The 3,684-nt window shown below is 66.8% G+C and carries 3 protein-coding genes; 2 read left to right on the top strand and 1 reads right to left on the bottom strand.

Features of this window, described 5'->3' with window-relative positions:
* The first annotated feature begins 94 nt into the window (after positions 1-94).
* Positions 95-1,633: an LVIVD repeat-containing protein gene (locus BG842_RS10130; RefSeq protein WP_069450646.1), complete on the top strand. Its 1,539-nt coding sequence runs from the start codon at positions 95-97 to the stop codon at positions 1,631-1,633.
* An 82-nt stretch (positions 1,634-1,715) separates the two neighbouring features.
* On the top strand, positions 1,716-2,102 hold the full coding sequence (locus BG842_RS10125; RefSeq protein WP_069450645.1) for a NifU family protein: 387 nt from the start codon (positions 1,716-1,718) through the stop codon (positions 2,100-2,102).
* Positions 2,103-2,382: 280 nt separating this feature from the next.
* Here the strand turns inward: BG842_RS10125 and BG842_RS10120 are convergent.
* A partial coding sequence (locus BG842_RS10120) for a DUF402 domain-containing protein (protein ID WP_069450644.1) occupies positions 2,383-3,684 on the bottom strand: 1,302 nt, incomplete at its 5' end.

Raw genomic sequence — 3,684 nt, 5'->3', positions numbered from 1 at the left:
CTCCGGCTAGGTCGGAACCGGCATCCAGCACGAACGGTCCAGCCATCGTTTCACCACCCTCGTCTTTATTCCGTTCCCGACCGATTACCGCGTCATGCATCGGCGAGAGTTTCTCCGTACCGCCGCTGTTGGGGGTGGGGCCGCGTCTCTGTTCGCGTCGGGTGGGGTTGTATCGGATGGCGTCGCCGACACCGAAGCGTACCGGCCGCTCGGACGGGTCGCCATCACGAACGCCAAGGAAGCGGTGGTCGGAAACGACGGGAAGACCGCGTTCGTCGCCACCACGGACGGATTCGCAACGGTGGACATCCGAAACCCGAAACAGCCGACGGTGATGGCAGAGCGCCACGACCTCCTCGCCCAGCGAGACGGCGGCCCGCTCCTCCAAATTTGGGACGCGAAGGTGGACGGGGACCGACTGCTCGTCGCCGGTCCCGCGAACCCCATCGGAAGCGACGCGGTGCACGGCGTCCTGCTGTACGACGTGCGCGACCCGACCGACCCGAAACGTGTGGCGTTCCACGAGACGACGTTTCCGATTCACAACGCCTTCCTGAAGGACGACATCGCCTACCTCACCGGCAACGATGGGGACGGAAATCCGCTCGTGCTGGTGGACGTATCGAACGACTCGCCGACGGAAGTCGGCCGGTGGTCGATGGTGGACTACGACGAGGACTGGGGGGACGTGGACTCATGGGTGCGGACGCTGCACGACGTCTGGGTCCACGACGGACGGGCGTACCTCGCGCAGTGGGACGCCGGAACGTGGGTCGTAGACGTGTCCGATCCGAAACGACCCACGCACGTCTCGCACTTCGGCGGGCGGTCGCCGGACGACCTCGCTTCGATTCCGTCCTCGCAGGAACAGGAAGCGGTCATCGGCCTGCCGGGAAACGCCCACTTCGTGATGACGAACGAGGACGCCTCCCTGCTCGCCTGCAACAAGGAGGCGTGGGACACCGACGGCCCCGACACGACCGGTCCGGGCGGCATCGACCTCTGGGACATCTCAGACGTGACGACGCCGCGAAAGCTTACGACCATTCGGCCGCCGAAGACCGACGACCCGAGTTACGACTTCGCGGCGTCGCTCTCGTCGGTCGCCGCATCGCTCTCGCCGGTCGGCGTCGCGTCGGGCCACGACTGCCACGAGTGCGGGCAGGGGAGTTCGGCAACTGGGTGGACGACTTCGCACAACTTCGATTTCGTCGGCGACCGCCTCTACACGTCGTGGTACAGCGGCGGCGTGAAGCTGTTCGACGTGAGCGACCCGGCAAACCCGACGGAACTCGCGTGGTGGCGAAAGCCCAGCGAAGCCGCGTTCTGGACCGCCCAGCGCGTTTCCGGCGACGTGTTCATCGGCGGCAGCATGGGTCAGGAGGGCGACGGCCGAGGCGGTCTCTACACCTTCCCGAACCGCGGGGGCCAACAACGAAACCCACCGTCGCTCACCGGGACGGGAACCGCCTCGGAAACCACGACCTCGAAACCCGTCACGGGAGGCGACGGGACCACGGACTCGGGCGACGGCGGGACCTCGTTGACCAAGGAAGGCCGATTCGGCGCGGGCGTCGCCGGGCTGTCGATACTCGGGGCCGGCGTCTGGAAGCGCTTCCGGGGGCAAAACTGAGCCGATTGCTCGGGAACGATTTCCGCCGAAATCACGACCGCGAACCCCAAGCTTACCATACTTCGAGTTCCTACGATACGGTATGAGCGAGAACAGCGCGACCGACGCCGCGGAGTCGGCGGACGACCTCACGTCACGGGTCGAACGCTGGCTCACCGCCCAGATGCCCATCATCCAGATGCACGGCGGGACGAGCGCGGTTCGGAAAGCGGACCCCGAATCGGGCGAGGTCGTCATCGAACTCGGCGGTGCCTGCGGCGGGTGTTCCATCACCCCGATCACCTCCCAGAACATCGAAGTCGAACTCCTCAAGAAGTTCGACGAGGTGGACGACGTGACCGTCCGCATCGCCGACGACGGCACCAGCCAGTGGAAGACGGACCAAGCCGAGAGCGTCATGGGCATCGACCGCTCCGAGGGCGGACGCGGCGGGAAACTGAACACGCCGGGCGAGAACGAGCACTTCTAAAGCACCACCTTTTACGACGTTCGCAAGTGGAAGCGCCGACGGCAACCGTCGGCGCTTCCACGGGCTTCCTGTAAAAGCTGGACCAAAAGCACTCCTTCTTCATTTCGAGGCCGACGCGTACCGCGCGTCGGCCATCTCCATTCAGTCGTCGGCCCGGAAAATCTTCGATTTTCCGGTGAGAATACTAGCGACGAGGGGGCTGTGTCATCGGCCGTTTCCGGCGGTTGTGTCATCAGCCGTTTCCGGCGGTCGTGTCACCGGCCAATGCCCGCTGTTTGCGCTATTTCGAGAGCACTTTCTCGACGCTTGCCGCGACGCTTCGGGCCTTTTCGGCGAGTTCCTCGGAGATGTGGCCCGTTTCGACGGCCGCGTCGAGTTCGTCGTCGTCCACCCGCTCGACGGTTCCGTCGGGGCGTTTGACGACATCGACGTGGAGGTCCACGTAGCGGACCGACCGGGGGAACAGTTCGACGGGCGTGCAGACGTTGACGTAGGTGCCCTTCGACTCGCCGTCCGCGCTCCGGTAGGCCGTCGGATACCACCATCTGCCCTCGCGGAACTTCGTGATTGCCACGTCGCCGCGCTCGCGGTCGGTGCCGATGGCGTCGTAGGTCCCCGAACTCCCCATCTCGCGTCGGACGGTGTACTTTCCGGCCTCGGGGTCCGCCTCCGCGACGGCCCCTTTGCCCAACGAGAAACAGCGACCGTCGGGCTTGCCGTGGTCGATGAACACCTCGTCGTCCGCATCGGGGCCGAACCCGCGAAGGGTCGCGCCGGTCGGCATCCCGTCGAACGCCTCCTCGCTGTCGCCGTAGAGGTCCTCCGCGAAATCGACCGCCGTGCTCGCCGACGAGTCGGCGGCCTTGATTCGGTGATGGCCGGGGAGCGTCGTCGTGACCTCCCGGCGAGTCTCGTCCAGTTCGAATCGGGATTCGCGGCCGAACCACAGCCACGCCGTTTCCTCGGGTGCGGCGACGGTTCGCGGACCGTCAACGTCGGTCTCCTCGGCCAGCGCGCCGTCGATGGTTTCGGCCCGTTCGACGGCCGCGGAGAGGGCGGCGTTCATCTCGTCCAGCGTGGCGTCGGCCGCGGCGTACTCCCAGCGGACGCCCCACTCGTCGGGAACGTCCGTCGGAAGCATCTCGGTCGTGCGGGCGAGTTCGCGCCTGCTGGCGTCGTCCGGCGCGCTGGCGACGACTTCGTTCACCCCTTTCGAGAGGCTGGCGACGCCGCCGAACACCTGCACGTCGGTTCCGAGGAGGGAGCGGTCGCGCGACCACGGCGGTTCGGGGTCGTGGACCTGCACGCGAACGTGGTCGCCGTCGTCGATTCGACGGTCGATGGCGCGGAACGGGAGGAAGCCCTTGCCGCGGTCGTCGCCGAGGTCCACGACGGCACCGCTTCCGAGGGTGTCGCTGACGACGCCATCGAACAGTGCCCCGCGCGGGGCCGGGTCCTCCCAGTGGAAGGTGTCGATGGCGGTATCCGCCACCCGGCGTGCGACGTGGGAGACGGTTTCGGGGTCCCCGGAGATGCCGACGCCCTGCCTGTCGTCGGTCGTCTCGACCGTGGCGTCGTACTC

Source organism: Haladaptatus sp. W1 (assembly GCF_001723155.1).
GTDB classification, from domain to species: Archaea; Halobacteriota; Halobacteria; order Halobacteriales; family Haladaptataceae; genus Haladaptatus; species Haladaptatus paucihalophilus.
This window is presented reverse-complemented; position numbering and strand designations above follow the sequence as displayed.

What these genes read in the sequence shown, in the direction of transcription:
- BG842_RS10125 (WP_069450645.1), top strand. Translation starts at nt 1,716, where the DNA reads ATGAGCGAGAACAGCGCGACCGACGCCGCGGAGTCGGCGGACGACCTC.
- BG842_RS10130 (WP_069450646.1), top strand. Translation starts at nt 95, where the DNA reads ATGCATCGGCGAGAGTTTCTCCGTACCGCCGCTGTTGGGGGTGGGGCC.